This is a genomic window from Moorena sp. SIOASIH (genome assembly GCF_010671925.1).
In the GTDB taxonomy this organism is placed as follows: Bacteria; Cyanobacteriota; Cyanobacteriia; order Cyanobacteriales; family Coleofasciculaceae; genus Moorena.
The window spans coordinates 353,411-375,969 of the sequence record NZ_JAAHIH010000007.1; the positions used below are offsets into that span (position 1 = coordinate 353,411).

A 22,559-nucleotide genomic window follows, 5' to 3' on the forward strand; every position below is an offset into this window, starting at 1 on the left:
ATGTAGAATTAAGAATGTAGAATGTAGAATGTAGAATGTAGAATTTGAAATTCTTAATTCTTTCTTAATTCTTTCTTAATTCTTTCTTAATTCTTAATTCTTAATTCTTTCTTAATTCTTTCTTAATTCTTAATTCTTAATTCTTAATTCTTAATTCTTAATTCTTAATTCTTAATTCTATGGTCTAATCAACTTCCGTTCTGCCTGACGATACTCAGCAATCTTTCTAGCTCGTTGCAAAGGAATATAAGTAATCATTGCGACTAAGGGGATACCGGTTATTACCACAGCCACTGGTACCAATGGATCAAGCAATCCCAGGATAAAAATTAGACCCAAACTACTCCCAAAAGCTGTACTCACCAGTGACAGCCAGATCGAAAAATTCCTAGTCAATCCCCTATCCATAAACTTTTCTACTACAAAACCGATTGCTACCCCACTCATCAATCCAGCCACTAGTCCAGCGACAGCCCCAACCACTGTTGTAGCTTCTCCTGTTGCTACCAATCCAGTCAAAGCCGTTACCCAGGTAAGAATACCAACTAAAATACCAGCCGTTGCTCCCGCCATTGCCCCTGAGGTACGACCACCTGTTGCAGTTAACCAAGCTGCCAATTCCAAACCTACCGCTGCCCCAGCTAAGGTGCTAAAACCAGGTGTCGCACTAATTCCCATTAGAGTTCCGTAGATCAGCAGACTAGAGGCTATAATCCAATCGACAGCTACAGCAAATAGTAACAATAGGGCTAGGTAAGCGTAGGGGAGTTTTTTCCGAGTAATTGGGATAGGAGCAGTTTTGAGATTAATATCTAACGAATAAGTCTTAGGGGAAGAATTTGTGTGCAGTAAAACTTTTCTGTGGTAAGTTTTATCCGCCATCAACTTTCCAGTATCAATGGTGATTTTGCACTCAACTTCATTCCCTTCAAAGGTAGCTGGCTCAAAAGAAATCCAGCTATGGTAATCGGGAGTATGAGGTGGATCGTTAAGATGGGGCGCAACTTCCCACTTTCCGGTTAAAGTTGTCTCAGGTATAGGATTCTTGATCGAGATCGAGTGAGTCAGTTTTTTGCCCAAGCTAGTGCCGGTGAACTCCAGACTGGTGTGACTCAATTCAACCTTTGGTAAGCAAATCGGGTCAGTAGGTATAGCGGCTAGAGCAGCTGTAGCATTGGGATAGCGGTTTTCCAGTTGGGGTTCCACCATTTTTTCTAACCACTTCACCCAATGGGGACTCACCTTGGGAATTAAATGCTGAAAATTAACGTGATAGTGGATATCAACTAAATCATCAATATCCTCTGCTTTCGTATTACTCAATAAGCAAATTAATGTGATACCTACACTATAGAGATCTGATGCTTCGGTGAGTTGACGCCGAAATAATTGCTCTGGTGGCATAAAGCCTAAAGTTCCTTTAACCAGGCTACTAACCCCTACTTCTCCATCCCCCAGTCGAGCAAAACCAAAATCAATCAGATAGACATTGAGATCATCATCTACCAAGATATTGGCTGGTTTAACATCGCGATGAATGACTGCGGGAATACGGTTTTGGAGATAGACAAAAATCCCCAGCAAATAAATCGCAATTCGCTTAATTTCATCAGGACTAAAACTTCGCGGTTTGGCCAGAGATGAGGCTTGTTTATACTCCTGAACTAGGCAAAACCCATCTTCCGTTTGGAACGAATCTAGATAGCAGGGTATACCCGGATGTTCCAATCCTTTCAGCACTTGTATTTCACGCTCGTATGTGTCATAATTTAACCAGTTTGTGTTAGTTTTAATAAACTGAAACTGCTTAATGACAACATACTGTTGAGTTTTGAGGTTTATCGCCAGGTAAGTCTCTTTGCCGACCGCTTGATTGCACTTTAACTCCCTGATGATTTGATAGCCATGAATTTTAATTTCTAGACAATTATTCATAAGCTGATAGAAAGTTAACGTAAGCATTCAGCTATCAGCTATCAGCTATCAGCTTATGCCCTATGGGCACGCTAGGCGAACAGCTTATGGGCACGCTTGGCCAAAGGCCAATAGTTTACTGCTGAATGCTTAGATGGGCTTTTACCCAGACTTTCAATTTGATAAAATCTCGAACTCTTAAATTTTTTGGTTCGAGGTTTATTTTAAGCATTAGGCTGTTCGCGTAGCGTGAGCCTTTGGCTCACGGCTGACAGCTGACGGCTGAATGCTTACCAGTTAATGTTGATTAACTTAGTCGTTAAGAAACCAATAGCTATTACTGGTTTCTCTAACTGGTCTAACTTTAACTGGTCTAAACTACATCACATTTGATGGTATTGCTGGTTGATTAGTTTCAGTTCTTTCCCAGGGGAAAGACTTGTATTTTAAGTAGAAACCAACTAATACCACCACTATGATAATAATCATACCAATACCTAGGGAGCTGGGTAGCCAAAATGCCACTTCGATATGGTTGATTTGACCAGGTTGCAGTGTCCAAACTAGCTGATGTCCATCATCGTAAATCGTGGGACGAATGGCATTGGGGGATTTCTCAATACTGTTTGCTCCCCAAGGGGTCTCTAGGCTAAACTGCAAATCGAATAGTGAAGCAGCAGTAACCACAATCTTGCCGTTATCAGAGTTGATTACCCCTAGGCTACGCAAATCCAGGTCATAGCTTAAGTGATTTCGTTGCACCACCAGAAAGTTGTTTTGATCTAGGCGTAAATTAGAGTTAAAACTTGGGTTACTATCACTCTCTGGTGCTAATCGGGCATCTTCTGGGTGACCAACTGGGTTAAAAAACTGCTCAAACTTGGATACTAATTCCTTGCCGTTGTTAAAGGGAATTGCGATCGCAATTTCTCGGTCTGAGAGGCGCTGAGTTTTGCCCTGAAGCTGCTTTGCCCGACTTTCGAGACTTCTGAGCCATTCGGTCGCCTCAGCATCGCTCAACTTTGTCAGCTGTTCTCCAAGCTTGATCTGGTGGACAATCTTGCCACGGTGTTCACCGTCAAACCTGACCCCAAGATCATATTTGACACAACCAGACAGTAGCACTGATACCAGCACAATCACCCCCAGAACCCGTAAATGCCCCAGAGTTCCACTAACCAACTGCCTTAAACTCACAAAATTTAACTTCACCAACCCTTCTCCTTTTTTTCTTAGTGTCCTTAGAGATTTATGAAACAATAGGTCGATTTGTTACATATATAACCCAAAACTGATACCATAGCATGTTGTAATCATGTTATAGAATCTCATAAACCAGCCCAAATCCTATGAATCAGCCTACTTTACGTAAACTGCATAGTACCTTAGCTCCAATCATCTTACTGCCTTTCATGATCACAGCAATCACCGGGATAGCCTATCGATTAGGGAGAGCCTGGTTTGGGCTTTCCAAAGATCAAACGCACTTTTTAATGGCGATTCACGAAGGAGAATACCTTGGTGATCAACTGAGGCCGATTTATGTACTTTTAAATGGTTTAGGATTACTTTTTATGTTAGTTACAGGTATAGTAATGTATTGGAAAAGTATCAGCAAGAAAGGTATTTTTAGCAAAGCGATGGATAAAAAAACCGCCCCAGATAGTTAATTAGCTGACTCTAGCAATTTTTAATTCCGTGAGGGACTTACTAGAAGTGGGAGGGAGTCGGGAGTCGGGAGTCGGGAGTCGGGAGTCGGGAGTCGGGAGTCGGGAGTCGGGAGTCGGGAGTCGGGAGCGGTGCGACCCGTGGCGAATTTAATTCGCCATGGGTCGCACCTCTTGATGGAAAGCGCTAGTGGTTTTGGATGTGCATCAAGACAAGGTGAGCTTTGGCATTACTCACTTACATTACTCGCCGCCTAACCCACCCAACCCTTGGATTTAAGCAAAGTTAAAAAAACAGTCTCTGCTGGTAATATAGCGGTTTTTAGCCTAATGAGGTACACCGATTTTTTTTCCTGTTCCCTCTGCTCCTCCTGGGAGGGGTTAGGTTTGGGTTAATCTTCCCTGTTCCCTGTTCCCTGTTCCCTGTTCCCTAAAACCAGAAAATCTGTACCTCACCATATTGAAAACCGCTATATCAAAGCCCAAACCAAATCAATCCACCCAGGGTTAAACTCACCAAAGCAGCAGCTAGCCAGACGAATTGATTATCCTTAGTGTTAATCTCAGCAGGATCTAGGGGTTCTGGTACCAAGCCTAGGCTAGGCTGCTTGCGATCGCTAAAAGACCTATAATTCACATAACTCTCCCGGTCGTCACTTTCTGTGATCGCACCTAAGTCAGGAATGTTGGTCATCCATTCTGCTGGTCTAGTAAGCTGAGGAGCTTGCAGAATATAGAGTAAATCTTTGCCTTGTTTGGAGGTTTCTAGGTCAGGATGGCTAGTCAGCTGTTGACAAAGTGCGATCGCTTCCGCTTTTTGCCCAGCTGCCTCATAAGCCATCACCAACCACATTTGCACCTCTCCCCCGAGCCCAGAGGATAGATTTACCAAATTCCTGGCTGTAGTCAAATGCTCTATAGAAGCACGATACTCTCCTCGTTCAAATGCGGCTTTTCCTGACTGGTACTCTAGGGAAAATTTTTCATTAGCCATTAGTCATTCTTTAATTATTAATTGCTAATAATTAATTCGTTAATTATTAATTTATATTTTCAATTAACAATTTCCTATTAGTTGGTAAATTCTGATGCCACGATCATCGAACCGATTCCTTCATCGGTCAAAATTTCCAGGAGCAGGGCATGGGGAATGCGACCATCAATAATATGAGCCGCACGTACCCCTTGGGCAAGCGATCGCACGCAGCAGTTCACCTTAGGAATCATCCCACCAGAGACTACCCCAGTGTCAATCAACTGCCGTGATTGTTGAATATCTAGCTGAGGAATCAGGCTAGATGGGTCTTTAGGATCCTTCAAAACCCCAGGGGTATCAGTCAGCAAGATCAGCTTTTCTGCTTCTAAAGCAGCTGCGATCGCACCAGCAACCGTGTCAGCGTTGATATTATAAGCTTGGCCAGTATCATCAGCCGCCACGCTAGACACTACTGGAATGTAGCCACTATTGACCAAAGACTCTAGTAGCCGCACATCCACACTGCTCACTTCCCCAACAAAGCCAATACCCTCTTGACCTTGTGGGCGTGCTACGAATAAGTTACCATCTTTGCCACACAGCCCGACAGCATTACCACCGGCGTAGTTAATCCCAGAGACCAACTCTTTATTCACCCGACCCACCAGCACCATCTCCACTACATCCATCGTGGCAGCATCAGTCACCCGCAGACCATTCTTAAATTGTGGCTCAATCCCTAATTTCCCCAGCCAGCTATTAATTTCCGGACCACCACCGTGGACAACTACTGGTCGTACACCCACACAAGCTAAGAAGACGATATCCCGGATCACCTGTTCTTTGAGATTACTGTCTTTCATTGCCGCACCACCATACTTAACCACGACTGTGCGACCAGAAAACTTTTGGATGTAGGGTAGTGCTTCACTGAGTACCCGCACGCGGGTTGCTTCAGTTTCCCTAATGTACTCTTGAGTATAGAGCATAGGCAATCACTAAAATCTATAATCACATCCACAGCAGTTTAAATCATTTTCATGGCTTAGGGCTAGATGGAATCACACCCTCCTTAAGAATTGCAACAGACAAAGCTTCAGGGGAACAGAGGTAGAGCTGTTTTCTTCTCCTAAAAGATAGATGGGTCAGATGGTCAGATGGTGATATGGGTATAATTTTCGACCCTACTCCCCACTCCCTACTCCCTACTCCCTACTCCCTACTCCCTACTCCCTACTCCCTACTCCCATTAACCTAGGACGAGCTACCTCACCCAGATCTTGAAATCAGATAGTTTTTAGAAAAAATTGCGGATTTAGAAGCAAAACCCAAGACTAATTTAACAGAAGAAAACAAGGCTACTAGCTTCCTTCAACCAGGGCTTTATCTTAGATTTACCTTAATGGGTAATTAGTAATCACTAATTTTCGCTCACTACTACTGAGCAATGAACGATTACCATTAGCTCCTGTGTTAGCTTAAGTATATAGCCCAACAAACAATTGCTTATTTACCTGTTTCACCTCGATGCTGAAAATCCTTCTCAAGCAGCTCCGCCACGATCATTATATTCTTTGGTCTAACAGCTTTATTATTCTACTATTTTTAGTTTTAAGTATCTATGTCAAGATTCAGGACAGGGGTTATATAGTCGTAGGACTTTTTGATGATCCTTTTCTTCTCAATCGCCCCTACATCGGCACTTTATCAGCTGTGTCTGAATTAATGTGGTGCGTAGTAGTAACCATTTGTTTATGGTGCTGGTTCTTGCTGAACAAAATTCAGCCCAATCAAAAAATAAATCGATTTATTTTATACTCTGCCATTGGCATTGGAATATTATTAATTGATGATGTTTTCAGGATTAATTTAATACTAGCAAAGCAAGGGATTTCCAAAGCGCCGGTGTACTTTATGTATGGCATAGGTGCCATCCTCTATGGATTAGCTTTTTGGAGGATAATTCGAGCTACACCATATATACTCCTGATGATTGCGGCAATTTTATTTGTAATATCTGGTTTGGTGGACTCATCCCATTTGTCATCAGGACAAGGAACCCGAGCCATGCTAGAAGATGCCACTCGGTTATTGGGTATTATGAACATCACTCTCTATTTCAGCCAGGTATGCTGGCAGGTGATGCTGCAATCTTTGGATAGAAAGATAAATCGAGCTACCTAATTCCCAACTTGGGATTTAAAGTTCTCTGGGAAAAGACTTGTTGTGGGGCAATTTTAAATTCCGTAATTTCACAGATTTACAGTGGGTGGTCAAAACGTTAACAATATAAGAACTAAGTGTGTCTTAGTGTCGTGGGAGGTGATTACCTTCTTGATACCCAGTTCCACTTTAAAAGGGAATTAACTCCAACCGATAAGTCGGAGATCTGCTACTTGGTACGAAACCAAGCTGGTTAATCTGACCATTGCTGTTACCATCGGTGCTGCTGGAAATTGTTGCCCAATTGACCAACGGCATATGCTCAAAACCTTACAAGACATGTTCTCTGGTCATTATCTATCCCACGAGCATTGCTATGTCTGGAAGCCTGAATTAGTTGGACTTCATGGTGGATCGGATTTGCTAATTGCCCTATCCTATTACTCTATTCTGCTGTTGCTAATCTATTTTTGGTCTCAAGACCAAGATCTGCCATTACTGAAGATTTTATTACTATTGAGTGCCTTGGTTTTGTGCAGTGGCACCAGTCACTTGCTGGAGGTCTGGACAATTTGGCATCCAGATTATTGGCTCTCTGGTTTAGTCAAAGGCACTAGTGCCATACTTTCTCTGTCTAGCGCTATAGCACTAGTAGTATTGATGCCAAAAGTCTTAGCATTGTCCAATCCAGCTCCACTGGAAGCGACTAACACAGCTCTGGAAAAGGAAATTGCTGAACGTAAGCAAACCGTAGAAGAACTAGTGAGATCCCAACAAACCTTGTCCCTCCTGGTAGAGCAAACTCCCCTTGGTTTCATTGAGTGGAGCCTGGATGGTGAAGTGATGGAGTGGAACCATGTAGCCGAGAAAATTTTTGGCTATAACAAGATGGAAGCCCTTGGGCATCGTGCCCATGAATTGATGAAGCCGCAATCTTCCGTAGAGCAGTTCCAGCGAGTTCTGCAAGACTGTTTGAATTTTCAGTGTAACAACTGCATTACCGAAAATTACCATCCACAAGATGGCAGTAGTATATTTTGCCAGTGGCACAATGCTCCCTTAATTGAGTCTGATGGCACCATCATCGGAGTGGTCTCCGTGGTAGAGGATATCACGAAGCGCAAGCTAGAGGACGATGTCCTCAGCCAAGCCTATGAAGAGTTAGAAAAACGAGTATTAGAACGGACAAAGCAACTAGCAGCAGCTAATGAAGTCTTAAAAGCTGAAATCAGGGAGCGACGCCAGGTTGAGTCGGAATTAGGTAACAACCTAGAGCTGCTCAACCGATTTTTGGAATATGTACCCGCAGCTATTGCCATGTTCGATCAGCAGATGAGGTACCAGTTTGTTAGTCGCCACTGGTACTCAGAGTACAACATATATGATGACAACATCATTGGCAAAAGCTACTACGACGTATTTCCAGAAACTCCTGAGGGTTGGAAGAAAATACACCAACGGTGCTTAGAGGGTGATTCAGCAGAGTGTGAAGAAGATTTGTTTATTCGCGCTAATGGTGAACAACAGTGGCTCAAGTGGGAAATCCGTCCTTGGGTTGACATTAGTGAGAAGATTAGCGGTATTATTATGAGTACTGAGGTGATTACAGAGCGTAAGGAAGCTCAAGAGGCACTCAAACGACTTAATCAAGATTTATCCCGATCTAACCGTGAATTAGAACAGTTTGCTTACGTGGCTTCCCATGATTTACAAGAACCACTGCGAGCGATTAGTAGCTACACCCAACTCTTAGCTAAAAAATACCAGAGTAAGCTGGATGCTCAAGCGGATAAGTATATTCATTACATCGTAGATGGCGCTACTAACATGCAGCAGTTAATCCAGGATCTGCTGAGTTTTTCTCGGGTGGGAACCCATGGTAAAAAATTAGCAGCTACTGACTGCGAGGTAGTACTGAATCGGGTTTTAGACAATTTAAATGTAACGATTATCGAGAGCGATGCCATAGTTACCTATGACTCCTTACCTGTAGTTATGGGGGATGATATACAACTGAGTCAACTTCTGCAAAATCTCATCGGTAATGCTATTAAGTTTCGCAGCCAAGAGCTACCCAGAGTCCATATTTCAGCGGAACTGAAGGGTAAGGAATGGATCTTTTCAGTTCGTGATAATGGTATTGGTATTGAGCCTGAGTACTTTGAGCGCATCTTCACTATTTTCCAGCGCTTGCATACCCGCCGTGAGTATCCCGGCACAGGCATTGGTCTAGCAGTTTGTAAGAAGATTGTAGAGCGTCATGGGGGAAAAATTTGGGTAGAGTCAGAGCTAGGAGTAGGCACAACATTTTACTTCTCAATACCACAGCCTGATCATGAGTTAAACATTATCTAGAAATTTCAGTAACTGGCATCATGAACATTATGACAAATACTCAACCAATTGATATTCTGCTGGTAGAAGATTCGTCGAGTGATGCCGAACTCATTTTAGAGGCATTATGTGATAGCAAGCTATCCAGTAAGTTTCACTGGGTTGATGATGGAGCTAAAGCGATCGCATTTCTCCGTAAGCAGGGAAAATATCAGGAAGCCCCACGTCCAGCTTTAATTGTTCTGGATCTTAATTTACCAAAAAAAGATGGTCGCGAGGTTCTCCAAGAAATTAAAGAAGACCCCCAGATAAGTACAATCCCAATTATTATATTAACCACATCTGACTCTCAGCAAGATATTATCAATACTTACAGGCTAAAAGCTAACTGCTACATTTGCAAACCCATGGATTTGGAAAATTTTATGTCGATGGTGAAGCGGATTGAAGAATTTTGGTTAGACCTTGTTAGACTGCCATTATATCAATAAATATGGACACCCATTCCCTGAAAATACTGCTAGTAGAAGATAACCCAGCTGATGCGGATCTTCTCCAAATCATTTTAACTGATGCCCAAGAGATTCAGTGGTCACTGGTGCAGGTAGAAAAGTTACAAGATGCTATTGATTCCCTCAGTAAACATCATTTTGATATAGTATTGTTAGACCTATCGTTACCGGATAAACAGGGATTGATTACGGTAACAAAAACCCACGGGGTTGTACCGGATTTACCCATTGTGGTGTTAACGGGTCTTAATGATAGAGTGACCGCCCTAGAAGCATTACGAAAAGGAGCACAAGATTATTTAGTCAAGGGCAAAATTGATAGTGAATTGCTGATCCGCACAATTCGCTATGCTATTGAGCGAGCCAATACTATGAAGCAGCTTCGACAAAGTGAGGAGCAATTGCAACGACTCAATGAAGAATTAGAAAATCGGGTTGCGGAACAAACCGATGAATTAAGGCAAAAAAATCAGTACCTGCAACAGGAAATTTCAAATCGGAAGTCCTTGGAAGAAGAACTTCGTCAGGCGTTGAATAAAGAAAAAGAACTCAATGACCTCAAATCTCGGATTGTTTCTGTCGTTTCTCATGAATATCGCACCCCACTAGCCACCATCCTCTCTTCCGCAGAATTATTAGAACATTATAGTCATAAATGGTCTTCAGAAAAAAAGCGACGTCATTTGCAGCGGATTCAAACCACGGTTCAACATCTGACTAAGTTAGTGAGTGATGTACTGCTATTCAGTAAAGCTGAGGCAGGAAAATTGGAATTCAAACCATTACCTATGGATTTGGTAGCCTTCTGTAAGGAAATTGTGGAAGAATTTCAACTAACAGCTAAGACTGGGTTGACTATTAACTTTAACTGTATAGATAATTCAAAGGAAACGTCCTGCTGTATTAATCAGGGTTGGTTTTGCAAAGCTGATCTAGATGAAAAACTATTGCGGCAAATTCTGTCTAATTTGCTCTCCAATGGGATTAAGTATTCACCGGATGGGGGTGATATCCAATTTGATCTGATCATGAGTGATCATAGTACTATGTTCCGGATCCAAGATTCTGGCATTGGCATCCCCCCAGAAGACCAAGAACGATTATTTGAGGCTTTCCAGCGCAGTAGTAATGTTGGTACTATCTCTGGTACCGGACTAGGATTAGCAATTGTCAAAAAATGTGTCAACCTCCACGGTGGTGAGATTTGTGTAGAGAGTGAAGTGGGAGTTGGTACAGCCTTTACGGTCACATTGCCATTACACTCATCCCATTATTCAGGTGTTAGGTGTGAGGTTCATAGTGGTTAAGCTGTTCAGGATTTAGATTGGGATACCTAAATTGCTCAAAGGGAACAGCGGATTTGGGAACAGGGAACGGGTAAAAACCAATTTAAATGCCCATCAGCGTAGTGCTTAAAGCTTAATAGGGACAACCGTGTAAGTGTCCTTAATCAGTCTTGCTGGTGAGCAAATTGGTGAGCACCAAATAGAGAAAGTGCGATCGCAAACCCAAGCAGAATCGGTATCGCATACCAGGGAAACTCGGACACAGGTAAGTAAGCAGCAGCCCGGAGTCCAGTGCTGGTATAACTTAGAGGCAATAGATAGACAATCACTTTTAGGGCTGTAGGTAAAGTCCCTGGGTCAAAAAACGTCCCACCTAGGAAGGACATTGGAACAATTAAGAAGTTGTTGAAAAGACCAACCATTTCCAAGGATTTGACATTCAATCCCACTATCACCCCTAAACCGGCAAACACAGCACAATTAAGCACTAGCAACAACAGAAATAAGGGATTGAGAAAACTCCATACTTTCCCAGTAAACAGCACTGCTACCAAAATCACTGAGCCAGAAGTCATTAATCCCCGCAAAATCCCTGCCATCATTTTGCCGACATGCAAGGCTAAGGGATGGACTGGCATCAACAAGGTTTCCTCAAAGGTTTTCGTGTATAGCCGATCACCGCAAATGGAAAAGGTGGTGCCAGCAAAGCTAATGGTCATAGACGACAGCGCCACCATTCCTGGCAGAATAAATTCTAAGTAGGATTCACCAACTGCGGGAGTCATTGTCCGATCTAAGGTACTCCCTAGGCCGAGACCAAATGCTAATATGTAGATCACTGGGGAGATTAGCCCACTAGCAACGACTTGGGTGGCTCGCACCCGTAACTTTAGCCAGTCCCCCCACAAAACCGTGAGGCTATCTGTGACTATAGTCGGTAACTGGGACCCTTTTATGGTGTTTTGATGGGGCAGTGATAGATTGGATTTCACAGTATTGGTTTAAATTAAGTTAATTTTCCTTTACATTAATGAATATTACTACCGACGACCACAAGATTCTATGCATGAGTTCGTAGGGTGCGTTAGGGGCGGGCTTGCCCTCATTTTCCGACTCTTCGCGCCTGGTTGGCACAGCCCGCCCCGTAACGCACCACCCAAGGGCTCACCCTGATTTTCTGCCTCTGAGCGCCTACTTGACACAGCCCGCCTGGGAATTGTAACAGGCAAGATGCCTGTTCCACTCCCGACTCCCGACTCCCGACTCCCGACTCCCATTAACCTAGAATGTCAAGTTAGGTACTCAAAGATGGTAAGAAACTGACTATACCAGGAAAGGCAATAATCAACACTAACACCAGCAGTTGCAACAGAATAAACGGAATCGCACCTCGGTAAATTTCCATGGTTTTCACCTCTGGTGGGGCGACACCCCGTAAATAAAACAGAGCAAAGCCAAAGGGTGGTGTCAGAAATGAAGCTTGGAGATTGGCTCCGATAATTACGCCGTACCAGACTAAATCAAGGTTAAGCTGTTGAGCCACTGGAGCAAACAGCGGTACGACAATAAAGGCAATCTCAAAAAAGTCAATAAAGAAGCCTAGTAGGAAAATAGTTAACATACTGACTACTAGGAAGCCAATGTAACCGCCGGGAAGGTTTAACAACATCGCTTCCATTACGCGATCGCCATTCAAGCCACGAAACACTAAACTAAATGCTGTTGAACCCAGCAATATAAAAATCACCATGCTGGTAATCCGCATCGTGGCATCAGAGCTCTGTCGCAGGGATGGCCAATTCAACTGACCATTCACACCAGCCAATACTATTGCGCCCAAGCAACCCACAGCGCCTGCTTCCGTTGGAGTGGCAATCCCAAAAAAGATACTGCCCAATACTAATAGAATTAACAATAACGGCGGTATCATTGATTGGATAACCCGCTTTCCCAACGCTTTTCCACTGATATCTCGGACTTCTAGTGGTAGGGCTGGTGCTGCGTCTGGCTTGAGCCATGCTACGATGATGACATGAATGGCAAACGCCCCAGCCATCATTAAACCAGGAATCACGGAACCGATAAACAGGTCTCCTACGGATATTCCTAACTGATCTGCCAATACCACCAGGACTACACTCGGTGGGATAATCTGTCCTAATGTCCCCGATGCTACGATTACGCCAGTGGCTAGTTCTTTGTTATAACCGTAGCGCAACATAATTGGTAGGGAAATCAGTCCCATGGCCACTACTGTTGCGGCAACGACTCCAGTAGATGCGGCCAGCAACGCACCCACAATCACCACCGCTAAGGCCAATCCCCCTCGCAGCCGTCCAAACAGAATTCCCATGGTTTCCAACAGCTGCTCAGCAATGCCAGATTTTTCTAGCATGGAACCCATAAAAATAAAGTAGGGCACTGCTAGGAGAGTGTAGTTGCCCATGATCCCGAAAATCCGCTGGGGCATAGCGGTCATGAAAATCGGGTCAAAGATACCCAAACTCACTCCCACGATGGCAAACAAAATTGCCACCCCACCTAGGGAGAAGGCTACCGGGTAGCCGATGGAAAGTAATACCAAGGCACCGCCAAACATGGCCGGACCTAACCAGTCATAACCCATGGTTTTAGTCCTCCTCCTGGGGTGCCAAATATCCTGCAAAAATTGCCCAGTTTTTGATCGCTTCTGAGATTCCTTGAAGAATCAGCAACCCAAAGCTGACAATAATCATGGATTTAATTGGGTAACGGGGTAACCCTCCTGGATCTGGGGACATCTCTTGAATCGTCCAGGAATTAACAATTGCCCCCCAAGAAAAATAAATTACCATGATACAGAAGGGAATTAAAAACAATAATGTCCCAATTAAATTAGCGATCGCTTGAGCCTTAGGCTTCAAACTCTTATAAAAAACATCCACTCGCACATGGCCATTATGCTTGAGAGTGTAAGCCGCCCCCAACAGGAACACTAAGTCAAACAAGTACCACTGAGTTTCGATAAACCCATTAGAACTCAAATTTTCTCCTATAAAACGTCCCAAGTAGCGACCAACGACATTCCACACACCAATCAGAATCATCAGTGGCAAAATCCAGTAGGTTAAGCGACCGATTCTCTCGTTGAAGCTATCAATAAGTCTAGAGATACGTAATAGTTGTTGCAATAGCTACCCTCCTCACTTGCCAGCTATTGGAATGATATTTTATCATAGCAAGTCCCCATGACTGCGCTGCATCAAGACATTGTGTCCAAGAAGAGATAAGATTGGATAAGTTCTATCAAGCATTGCTGAATCTTTGAATGAATATGAGTAGAGTGGGCATCCTGCCCGCTGGAAAATAAGCATGAAACTGGCAAGATGCCAGTTCCACAATAAGCATGAAACTGGCAAGATGCCAGTTCCACAATAAGCATGAAACTGGCAAGATGCCAGTTCCACAATAAGCATGAAACTGGCAAGATGCCAGTTCCACAATAAGCATGAAACTGGCAAGATGCCAGTTCCACAATAAGCATGAAACTGGCAAGATGCCAGTTCCACAATAAGCATGAAACTGGCAAGATGCCAGTTCCACGCAAGATGCCCATTCCACCTCACTCTTAAAATCATTCCATTATTCAGCAACGCCTTCTATCAAGCCAGCAGCTATTAGTGTTTGGTTCAAGGGTAGGGATGAATTACCAGACGATAAGTTTACCTAAAGAATTTCTGAGAAGCTTGCAGGCATTGCCACCACAGCAACAGCAGATGGTGTTTGATTTTGTGGAGTTTCTGGCTCTCAAGTATGTTGAATCTGAGCCCAGTCAATCTCAGCCTCCTCGGATTTCAGGCTTGCTAGAAGGACAAGGATGGATCAGTGATGATTTTAACGAGCCTCTGTTTAAGGAATAAACGGTTACTACACCGGAACTCAAGCTGCTTTTGGGAGGAAGAGCATGACGTTCAAATTATTGTCTAGTGATCAAAAGTACCTACCTGAATGGCAAACCGCTGTAGGGATTTTTGACAATTTGAGACCTATCTTTTGATATCACAAATCATTACGCTCTTTAACTATCGATCGGTTCAAGCGATATACTCAGCTTTCCCCGGCTACAGGATAAAAATAAAGTTGACCGGAAGAACCCTAATAAACAGAGGAAACCAAGGATTTTAAAAGGATTGACCGGGGCTAGTCCGAAAATTTCTGGTATTAGCCAGTTCCATAGAACAATAACGAGTGAGTATTTTATTAGAGGTTCAATCAGCGAAATCAACATCGACGACAGACAAAAATAAATACACTGTCCCCAATTGATGGTGGTGTCATTGGACTGGATATTGTAAGAATCACCCATTACTTTTTACCGGATATTCATAGGTAAATAACAATCTCGCTAGAATCGTCAGCCCAATTGCTTGAAGCCATGAAACTTTTTGAATGTCAAACATTGTGGGCATTAGCCAATTCCAGAGCATAAATACCAAAGGGCTCCAAAGAATTGAAATCAAGATTAAAACAGGAATTCGTATTAAGGATTTGATGGTTGATACCTTAAGGGTCTCGAATATCTGATTTGTAATAGTATTCTCAATTTCAGATGGTGATGGTGTCATAATTTCTCTCCTAGGATAAGCTAATCTGATTTGGGAGCATGTCACTTTTGAAATTAGGTACATAGATCCCCCCCTAACCCCCCTTAAAAAAGGGGGGAATTAGATTCAAAAGTCCCCCTTATTAAGGGGGATTTAGCGTCAAATAGCATGCATTGAGATGCACCCTGGGTTTCAGCTTGCTCTGATAGTACATAGTTCATCTCTGCTGCCACTTTGATCTACTCCCAATTTGATCAGAACTTAGGAGACACAGGGATGAGAGGCTTTGTAAGCCATGAGTTTTACCTCTTGCTACAATTCATTTCAATCAAGATATTTATAGAATGTCAGATAATCCCCTGGCTTCGCAGTACCCTTGAGGGTACCTTTTTTGTTAAGAATGATTAACGTTATAGCAATTCTATTTCCCATGAGGTACTAAGAGATCCCCCGTTTCCCTTAAAAAGGGGGACTTTGAGGTTGATAAGTTTACCTCATAAATGCAATAACGGCTATAAGTTATTTTAGCTATAGTTCAGTATCTAATCCATTCCGGATTAGCACAAAAATAGATTAATAACAAGCCTGATCTATAGTCTAATCTGAAAATTTTTGGTATTAGCTTCCATCGATGAGAATGTGGAAAAATATTTAAGTTCCGGTAACCCCAGTTACAAGCCTTAAAAAGGATTGATTATTTTCATTCTTGAGCTAACTGCTGCGCTACTGTTTTGGGGTCTTTGTCTATTTCCTTTGTACTTGGGTTGAGGTCGATGTCAGGATTGAGTTTTTGCGCTTTTTTAAATTTTTTAACAGCATTGTTGAAATTTGGCTCTTTTTGTAACACAAAAGCCCGACCTTGTCTCACCAGAAAGTCTGCTTTGGTTTTATCCTCCCAACCGGCATACTTGAGACAGGCTTCTCCTGCTTTATTATTTTTAGGTGCAACGAGGTCAGGATGAAATTGTAGTTGATTACATCCCTCTTTTAAAGCCTCTTGCCAAGAGTAATTACGCCATATCCGCACTGTGTTGTCCCTACTGCCACTGAGAATCTGTTTGCCATCTGGACTAAAAGCGATCACATTGACACCATCTGTATGACCATGTAAGGTATGGAGAGGTTGACCGGATTCGGTGTCCCACAAGCGCAAGGTTTTGTCGGCACTCCCACTCAGAATTTTTTTGCCATCTAAACTAAAGGCGATATCATTGACAGCACTTTTATGACCTTCTAAGGTATGAAGAAGTTGACCGGATGCTGTGTCCCACAAAAGCACTGTGTTGTCGGAACTGCTACTGATAATCTTGTTGCCATCTGGACTAAAGGCGATATCATTGACAGCACTTTTATGACCTTCCAAGGTATAGAGAAGTTGACCGGATGCTGTGTCCCACAAGCGTACTGTGTTGTCCCAACTGCCACTAAGAATCTTGTTGCCATCTGGGCTAAACGCGATATCATTGACAGCACTTTTATGACCTTCCAAGGTATAGAGAAGTTGAGCGGATGCTGTGTCCCACAAGCGCAAGGTTTTGTCGGCACTCCCACTCAGAATTTTTTTGCCATCTGGACTAAAGGCGATATCATTGACAAAACTTGTATGACCTTCCAAGGTATAGAGAAGTTGACCGGATTCTATGTCCCACAAAAGCACTGTGTTGTCGGCACTCCCACTCAGAATTTTTTTTCCATCTGGACTAAAGGCGATATCAGTGACAAAACTTTTATGACCATGTAAGGTATGGAGAAGTTGACCGGATTCGGTGTCCCACAAGCGCAAGGTTTTGTCGGCACTCCCACTCAGAATTTTTTTGCCATATCGGCTAAAGGCGATCACATTGATCCAACTTGCATGACCTTGTAAGGTATAAAGAAGTTGGCCGGATTCTATGTCCCATAACCGCAAGTTGTGGTCATCACTGTCACTGACAATCTTTTTGCCCTCTGGACTAAAAGCGATCCCAGCGATCCCATGGACAACACTTTTAGGAGCATGTAAGGTATAAAGAAGTTGAACGGATTCGCTGTCCCACAACCGCACTGTGTTGTCATCACCCCCACTGATAATCTTGTTGCCATCTCGGCTAAAGGCGATATCATTGACAGCCCTTGTATGACCTTGATAGGTATGGAGCAGTTGACCGGATTCTGTTTCCCATAACCTCAAGGTGTGGTCATCACTGCCACTGACAATCTTTTTGCCATCTGGACTAAAAGCGATATCAGTGACAAAAGCTGTATGACCATGTAAGGTATGGATTAGTTGACCGGAATCTGTGTTCCACAACCGCACCGTGTTGTCATAACTGCTACTGAGAATCTTGTTGCCATCTCGGCTAAAGGCGATCGCATTGACAATACCTTTATGACCTTCCAAGGTATAGAGAAGTTGACCGGATTCTATGTCCCACAACCGCAAGGTGTTGTCGTCACTGCCACTGACAATCTTTTTGCCATCTGGACTAAAAGCAATCGCATTGACGGCACTTTTATGACCTTTATAAATATGGATTAGTTGACCGGATTTTGTGTCCCATAACCGCAATGTGTTGTCCCCACTGCCACTGAGAATCCGTTTGCCATCTGGACTAAAGGCGATCGAAGTAATATGATCTGTATGACCTTGTAAGGTGTGAATTAGTTGACCGGATTTTGTGTCCCATAACCGTAAGGTGTTGTCCCAACTGCCACTGAGAATCTTGTTGTCATCTGGACTAAAGGCGATCGCATTGACAGCACTTTTATGACCTTCCAAGGTATGGATTAGTTGACCAGATTCTGTGTCCCACAACAGCACTGTGTTGTCATCACCCCCACTGATAATCTTGTTGTCATCTCGGCTAAAGACGATATCATTGACAGCCCTTGTATGACCTTGTAAGGTGTGAATTATTTGACCGGATTCTGTGTCCCACAACCGCATTTTGTTGTCATCACCCCCACTGATAATCTTGTTGCCATCTCGGCTAAAAGCGATCAGACTTAAATTTTCTGTAAGACCTAAAAGATTCCTTTCTCGAACCTTATCTAAGGCTGTCAATAAGTTAGAATTAATTTCATTGATTACTGTTGGTTGTAAGGATTTTTGGTAATCTTGACTTCTAGCGGTTGATTCAATAGCTTGGAGCAATTCTTCTGTAGTAGGTTTGACTGATAGAGAATGCTTGAGATTGGCAGCTTTTGCGAGTAAATATGAGTTAATTGCCTGTTTATAAAATTGTAAACTCAAAATAATTGCAAAAACTCCAACCTCTATAACCAATATCAACCAAATCCTAAGTTGCTTCTGCTTTGCATGTGCTAATTGACGTGCCTTTACCTCTGCTTTGCGTTTGGCTTCAGACTCCTCTAGAAGTTTCTGTTGACGTTGTTTTTCTTCCTGTTGACGTTGTTTTTCTTTGTCAATTATGTTATCGCGGACTTTTTGACTAACCTTAATAAGTTCTTGTGCATCACTATTAAGTTGACCCTGGGAAAGATCTTTAGCGAGATAATCCTCAGCATTACTTAATTTTGCTCCTGATAGTAAAAAAGCTATTTCTTCTGGTTTACCTTCCCTTTTCCACTCTTCAGCTGCCGCTTCAATTTTACGGGCTATTCTCATCCCATCCCGGTTTTCACTTATCCAATTCCGCAACAGACTCCAATGACGAATCAAGGCTTCATGAGCCACATCCACCACTGCTACTCTCTTTGCTCCTCCTCCTTTACCTACCATTTCAGTGGTAACAACTAGCTTTTCATCAGCCAATTTCTGAACTACGGTATCAATAAGTTCTTCGTTATAGCGCTGATTCACTAAATTCGGCTTTAATACTCGTCTGCGGGTATCTTCTGTCCCTTCCCCCAACTGAGTTAGTGTTAGAAAAATATGCTTAACTGCTGCTTGTTCTTCTTCTGAAAATAGCTCATACACCTCAGTCGCCCGTTGACGCAAAGTACCCATCACACCACCCAATTTGACATAGGTGTTGAGCCGCAAACAGTTATCAGTGCTTTCTTCCCACAGTCGTGTCAGGGTATATTGCAACAATGGCAGATATCCTGGTGCATCTGCTACATCTGCCAGTATTTCTTTCACCAGTTCTGGCTCAATCTCCAATTCTACCTGTTTGGCTGGTTCTACAATTGCCTGTTTTAACTCCTCTGGTGACATGGGCATCACAGCAATTCCATGTTCTTGAATCTGCTGTGCCAATCCGCTATAGTCCTGTTCAAGACATTTACCAAAAAAGTCTGCTCGCATCGTCAATACCAAGCAGAGTTTATCCCCGGTTTTAGGTAAAGCCCCTAATAAGCATTCAAAAAACTGCTGTCTTTCTGAACTATCCTGACACAAGGTAAACGCTTCTTCAAACTGATCAACTACTAGTATTAGCCGCTGGGTATCGGTCACAGCGATTAATTGTCTCAACCCTTCAGAACCCTTTTTAATCAAATCCTCGGCTTGAGCTAATTGAGTCGCCCGTTCGATATCAGATAATCCAGAATCTACAAAGGTTAGTGCTAAGGAATTGAGGGGATGTTCACCGGGCTGAAGGATTTTTATCTGCCGACTTTCACTACCCGATAACCTCTGTCCCAGTTGTAACTGATATAATAATCCCGCCCGAACTACACTGGATTTACCACTACCAGACGCTCCCAAGACAGCGATAAAATTACCAACACGCACCTTTTCCAACAATTGATCCGTTAAGGCAGTACGACCGTAGAAATACTTGGCATCTTCTTCCGTACAATCAAAATAAGCCAAACCCTTATAAGGGCAGATACTTTTTTCTGAGGCAGCTGACTGTGTTGTTGCTGCTGTCCACCTGTGAGTCAGATTAATCGGTTCACCAGAATTACTAAAAATAGGACGCTGGGGAAAAGCATTCTGTTCTTGAGTAAGTAAATCAACTAAGGAATAGTTAGTTACCCATCGCTCCTGGCTTGGTTCCAATCCCTTGATCAGTGCAGAGGTGAGAACACTATGATTACTACCAATGTCTTCATAGGCGAGTTCAAAGGCACGAGAAGCAGCAATGAAACACCGGTCTCTGCCTTTACCCCGGTCTCCGGGGTCTGCTTCCGCTATATTTAGTACTTCTCCGGCATAACAGCAATCTAAAATAATAATCTGCTGCCTTACTTCACTTTCTTGTAGTAGTTCCCGCAACCATTTTAAACGAACACCCCAGTTACCCATGTCCGGGTTTACATCACTAGTTGCCAAAAAGCCTTCTTGTATGCCCTTGCTTTTTCGTAAACCATGCCCAGAAAAATAGAGTAGCGCTGTATCTGGGGGTTTCCCATTTGGTTTGAACAATTGTACTATGGCGTCTTCTAACTGAGTTAGAGTGACTTTGGTTTTTTTACCAACGCGAATGGTATTATTCTGTTTATCCTTAACCGCCGGGAGTCGTGTTATCTTAAAGTCTCCGTAATTCTCTAGTAATTGGGCTACAGCTTCTGCATCCCGCCCAGGTGCCGTTAAATTATTGAGGTGTTCATAGCTGTAGGTATTAATCCCTATTACTAAGGCATTCCGACTCATAACAACCAGCTTTTTAATGATAAATAGGTGCTTAAGAGGGATACAATTTTTGTAAGCATTCAGCTGTCAGCTATCAGCTATCAGCTATCAGCTAATCAGCTATCAGCGATCAGCTATCAGCGATCAGCTATCAGCTTATTCCCGAGGTCCCAGCGTCGAAGCCTGTGCCACGCTTTTGAATAAAGCAAGTAAACATTTGTTGAATCTGAGTTAAGTCTGCTGACCGCTGACGGCTGACGGCTGACGGCTGACCGCTGTTCGCGTAGCGCTTAAGCTCAATACTTACATTTATTAAATACCATACTATGACACAATTAACGCCAATTCAGCTAGAGGATGGCACAATTATTTATGTTGAAGCTACAGAAGATTTAGACATTCCTACGGTAAGCAGCCCAGACAACCAAGACGAAGAGGAAGAAGAAGAAGAAGCCCTCACCGACAAGGGGATGAGTTCTCCTGAAAGGCTACGACAGCAAATAATACAACACGCTCAAATCATTGAAGGTACGATCCGGGCTTACACTATTATTGGCTTAAATGCGTTTAAGAAAAAGCCAATACCTAATGTTAAAAAAGTAACCCTAGAATTTGGGATTGAATTAGGGGGAGAAGCGGGGATTCCTTATGTTACCAAAGGCACTGCTAAAAGTAATCTTAAGATAACAGTAGAGTGTGAGCTTCCTAAGCCAATTAAAAATCAAACTTAGTTAAGACAAATTACGCGCTCGCTCTTAGCGGAAGCTTCGCTTCATCGCTTGCAAGTAACTGAACCAGTTTCCGTAGGGTAAACACATTTACTGATGCAGTGCGTACGCACATCGCATTCAGGACTTCCGAGCCGGTTATGGTAAATGAGTATTAGTTACATCGGTAAACACTTCTAAGTACTTGTACAATTCGTCTAGCGTCCGATGCCCTGAGATTTCTTGGATTACCCGCAAGGGGATTCCTGCGTTGCTTTGTTGGGTGAGTGCTGTCCTGCGGAAACTGTGGGTGCTAACTCCTTCTATATCCACACGCTTACATGCCTCCCTAAGGATCCAGCTGGCGGCATCTGAGGTGATATGTCCTTTCCCGTGCCTTCCGGGGAATAGATAGTTTGCCCATTTCGGAGGGTGGTAGTCCGTTAAGTGCTTCCGCAGATCTTCCAGTACCGGGATGGTTCGGGTAGCCAGCTTACCTTTGGTGTTCCCTTTCCGAAACAGGACAATGGGACGCACGGAACCAAAGCGATCTAAGACATCCCTTATTCTTAAGGTCACCGCTTCATTGACTCGACAGGCAGTGTAGAGCATGACGGCAAACAGCGCCCGGTCTCGTGGCGGGTTAAGGGTTGCCCCTTCGTTGAACAGGAGCTGGATTTCTTCTGCTGTTAAAATCTTTGCCTGGCCATGGCGGTCGATTTTCATGCCGCACGCCTCAATACACCCATGCCTATTTATTCAACAGCTTGGGTGTACCCGAGTCAATACAATGTGGGTGCGATCTCTCAAGCGCGGAAGCTTCGCGTGACTCGCGCAGCGTGGCCTACGGCCAATCGCGTTTGGCTGTGCGTAGCGCATCACAGGGGCGGGGCGGT

The 22,559-nt window shown here is 43.4% G+C and carries 18 protein-coding genes; 8 read left to right on the forward strand and 10 right to left on the reverse strand.

Annotated elements, in window-relative coordinates; all coding sequences use genetic code 11:
• Positions 1-177: 177 nt before the first annotated feature.
• Positions 178-1,962, reverse strand: a complete 1,785-nt coding sequence (locus tag F6J90_RS37655) for a protein kinase (RefSeq protein WP_293106258.1) — start codon at positions 1,960-1,962, stop codon at positions 178-180.
• Between the two features lie 330 nt (positions 1,963-2,292).
• The gene (locus tag F6J90_RS37660; protein ID WP_293106261.1) at positions 2,293-3,126 is read right to left on the reverse strand and encodes a DUF3153 domain-containing protein; all 834 of its coding nucleotides are present in this window, start codon (positions 3,124-3,126) and stop codon (positions 2,293-2,295) included.
• A 137-nt stretch (positions 3,127-3,263) separates the two neighbouring features.
• On the opposite strand from F6J90_RS37660, the gene F6J90_RS37665 reads away from it, so the two are divergent.
• Complete coding sequence (locus tag F6J90_RS37665) at positions 3,264-3,584, forward strand: PepSY-associated TM helix domain-containing protein (RefSeq protein ID WP_293106264.1); 321 nt, start codon at positions 3,264-3,266, stop codon at positions 3,582-3,584.
• 28 nt (positions 3,585-3,612) lie between these two features.
• Entirely contained in the window at positions 3,613-3,735 is a 123-nt protein-coding gene (locus F6J90_RS37670) for a hypothetical protein (RefSeq protein WP_293106267.1), read from the forward strand.
• Between the two features lie 321 nt (positions 3,736-4,056).
• Here F6J90_RS37670 and F6J90_RS37675 read toward each other — a convergent pair whose 3' ends face one another.
• Positions 4,057-4,575: a hypothetical protein gene (locus tag F6J90_RS37675; protein ID WP_293106270.1), complete on the reverse strand. Its 519-nt coding sequence runs from the start codon at positions 4,573-4,575 to the stop codon at positions 4,057-4,059.
• Positions 4,576-4,652: 77 nt separating this feature from the next.
• Positions 4,653-5,546 (reverse strand): acetylglutamate kinase, encoded by an 894-nt coding sequence (gene argB, locus F6J90_RS37680; protein ID WP_293106273.1) that lies wholly within the window; start codon positions 5,544-5,546, stop codon positions 4,653-4,655.
• Between the two features lie 538 nt (positions 5,547-6,084).
• Between argB and F6J90_RS37685 the strand changes: the two genes are divergently transcribed.
• The 4 genes from F6J90_RS37685 to F6J90_RS37700 all read left to right on the forward strand — a co-directional run bounded on the left by F6J90_RS37685 (position 6,085) and on the right by F6J90_RS37700 (position 10,873).
• Positions 6,085-6,741 carry a hypothetical protein gene (locus F6J90_RS37685; protein ID WP_293106276.1) on the forward strand — a complete coding sequence of 219 codons (657 nt, stop codon included), beginning with the start codon at positions 6,085-6,087 and terminating at the stop codon, positions 6,739-6,741.
• Positions 6,742-7,038: 297 nt separating this feature from the next.
• On the forward strand, positions 7,039-9,075 hold the full coding sequence (locus F6J90_RS37690) for a PAS domain S-box protein (protein WP_293106279.1): 2,037 nt from the start codon (positions 7,039-7,041) through the stop codon (positions 9,073-9,075).
• Positions 9,076-9,095: 20 nt separating this feature from the next.
• A complete protein-coding gene (locus tag F6J90_RS37695) occupies positions 9,096-9,545 on the forward strand; it encodes a response regulator (RefSeq protein WP_293106282.1) in 450 nt (149 codons plus the stop codon).
• A 2-nt stretch (positions 9,546-9,547) separates the two neighbouring features.
• Complete coding sequence (locus tag F6J90_RS37700; RefSeq protein WP_293106284.1) at positions 9,548-10,873, forward strand: ATP-binding protein; 1,326 nt, start codon at positions 9,548-9,550, stop codon at positions 10,871-10,873.
• Positions 10,874-11,016: 143 nt separating this feature from the next.
• Here F6J90_RS37700 and F6J90_RS37705 read toward each other — a convergent pair whose 3' ends face one another.
• From F6J90_RS37705 to F6J90_RS37720, 4 genes are all read right to left on the reverse strand, one after another.
• Positions 11,017-11,844 (reverse strand): ABC transporter permease, encoded by an 828-nt coding sequence (locus tag F6J90_RS37705; RefSeq protein ID WP_293106287.1) that lies wholly within the window; start codon positions 11,842-11,844, stop codon positions 11,017-11,019.
• A 302-nt stretch (positions 11,845-12,146) separates the two neighbouring features.
• Positions 12,147-13,478, reverse strand: a complete 1,332-nt coding sequence (locus F6J90_RS37710) for a TRAP transporter large permease subunit (RefSeq protein ID WP_293106290.1) — start codon at positions 13,476-13,478, stop codon at positions 12,147-12,149.
• A gap of 4 nt (positions 13,479-13,482) precedes the next feature.
• Positions 13,483-14,022, reverse strand: coding sequence for a TRAP transporter small permease subunit (locus F6J90_RS37715; protein WP_293106293.1), 540 nt, complete (start codon positions 14,020-14,022; stop codon positions 13,483-13,485).
• Positions 14,023-14,137: 115 nt separating this feature from the next.
• Entirely contained in the window at positions 14,138-14,452 is a 315-nt protein-coding gene (locus F6J90_RS37720) for a hypothetical protein (RefSeq protein WP_293106296.1), read from the reverse strand.
• 80 nt (positions 14,453-14,532) lie between these two features.
• Between F6J90_RS37720 and F6J90_RS37725 the strand changes: the two genes are divergently transcribed.
• Entirely contained in the window at positions 14,533-14,751 is a 219-nt protein-coding gene (locus F6J90_RS37725; RefSeq protein WP_293106299.1) for a DUF2281 domain-containing protein, read from the forward strand.
• 1,384 nt (positions 14,752-16,135) lie between these two features.
• Here F6J90_RS37725 and F6J90_RS37730 read toward each other — a convergent pair.
• Complete coding sequence (locus F6J90_RS37730; protein WP_293106302.1) at positions 16,136-20,977, reverse strand: PQQ-binding-like beta-propeller repeat protein; 4,842 nt, start codon at positions 20,975-20,977, stop codon at positions 16,136-16,138.
• A 305-nt stretch (positions 20,978-21,282) separates the two neighbouring features.
• Between F6J90_RS37730 and F6J90_RS37735 the strand changes: the two genes are divergently transcribed.
• On the forward strand, positions 21,283-21,687 hold the full coding sequence (locus F6J90_RS37735) for a CU044_2847 family protein (protein WP_293072176.1): 405 nt from the start codon (positions 21,283-21,285) through the stop codon (positions 21,685-21,687).
• Between the two features lie 135 nt (positions 21,688-21,822).
• Here F6J90_RS37735 and F6J90_RS37740 read toward each other — a convergent pair whose 3' ends face one another.
• The gene (locus F6J90_RS37740) at positions 21,823-22,389 is read right to left on the reverse strand and encodes a site-specific integrase (RefSeq protein ID WP_293106305.1); all 567 of its coding nucleotides are present in this window, start codon (positions 22,387-22,389) and stop codon (positions 21,823-21,825) included.
• Between the last annotated feature and the right edge of the window lie 170 nt (positions 22,390-22,559).

What these genes read in the sequence shown, in the direction of transcription:
- F6J90_RS37655 (WP_293106258.1), bottom strand. Translation starts at nt 1,962, where the DNA reads ATGCTTACGTTAACTTTCTATCAGCTTATGAATAATTGTCTAGAAATT.
- F6J90_RS37665 (WP_293106264.1), top strand. Translation starts at nt 3,264, where the DNA reads ATGAATCAGCCTACTTTACGTAAACTGCATAGTACCTTAGCTCCAATC.
- F6J90_RS37675 (WP_293106270.1), bottom strand. Translation starts at nt 4,575, where the DNA reads ATGGCTAATGAAAAATTTTCCCTAGAGTACCAGTCAGGAAAAGCCGCA.
- argB (WP_293106273.1), bottom strand. Translation starts at nt 5,546, where the DNA reads ATGCTCTATACTCAAGAGTACATTAGGGAAACTGAAGCAACCCGCGTG.
- F6J90_RS37685 (WP_293106276.1), top strand. Translation starts at nt 6,085, where the DNA reads ATGCTGAAAATCCTTCTCAAGCAGCTCCGCCACGATCATTATATTCTT.
- F6J90_RS37690 (WP_293106279.1), top strand. Translation starts at nt 7,039, where the DNA reads ATGCTCAAAACCTTACAAGACATGTTCTCTGGTCATTATCTATCCCAC.
- F6J90_RS37695 (WP_293106282.1), top strand. Translation starts at nt 9,096, where the DNA reads ATGAACATTATGACAAATACTCAACCAATTGATATTCTGCTGGTAGAA.
- F6J90_RS37700 (WP_293106284.1), top strand. Translation starts at nt 9,548, where the DNA reads ATGGACACCCATTCCCTGAAAATACTGCTAGTAGAAGATAACCCAGCT.
- F6J90_RS37710 (WP_293106290.1), bottom strand. Translation starts at nt 13,478, where the DNA reads ATGGGTTATGACTGGTTAGGTCCGGCCATGTTTGGCGGTGCCTTGGTA.
- F6J90_RS37725 (WP_293106299.1), top strand. Translation starts at nt 14,533, where the DNA reads ATGAATTACCAGACGATAAGTTTACCTAAAGAATTTCTGAGAAGCTTG.
- F6J90_RS37730 (WP_293106302.1), bottom strand. Translation starts at nt 20,977, where the DNA reads ATGAGTCGGAATGCCTTAGTAATAGGGATTAATACCTACAGCTATGAA.
- F6J90_RS37735 (WP_293072176.1), top strand. Translation starts at nt 21,283, where the DNA reads ATGACACAATTAACGCCAATTCAGCTAGAGGATGGCACAATTATTTAT.
- F6J90_RS37740 (WP_293106305.1), bottom strand. Translation starts at nt 22,389, where the DNA reads ATGAAAATCGACCGCCATGGCCAGGCAAAGATTTTAACAGCAGAAGAA.